The organism is Anaerobacillus alkaliphilus (assembly GCF_004116265.1).
Lineage (GTDB): Bacteria > Bacillota > Bacilli > Bacillales > Anaerobacillaceae > Anaerobacillus > Anaerobacillus alkaliphilus.
Window position 1 is genome coordinate 1 of record NZ_QOUX01000013.1, and the last position, 258, is coordinate 258.

Sequence of the window (258 nt, forward strand, 5' to 3'; positions counted from 1 at the left end):
ATTCGGAAATCCCCGGATCAAAGCTTACTTACAGCTCCCCGAGGCATATCGTTGTTCGTCACGTCCTTCTTCGGCTCCTAGTGCCAAGGCATCCACCGTGCGCCCTTTCTAACTTAACCTAAATTTTTCGCAATAAGCGGCGAATATCTTCGTCGCCTTCATTCCTCAATCATCCTCATGTACGTTAATGTACACTGCGGTGATTGACTCACTCGGCTCCTCGATCTTCTTGCTTCTTTCGAAAAATTACCTAGATTT

The 258-nt window shown here is 46.5% G+C and carries 1 rRNA gene; it reads right to left on the bottom strand.

Annotation, left to right across the window (positions count from 1 at the left end):
• A 23S ribosomal RNA gene (locus DS745_RS04320) occupies positions 1 to 119 on the bottom strand; the annotation flags it as partial.
• Positions 120 to 258 lie beyond the last annotated feature (139 nt).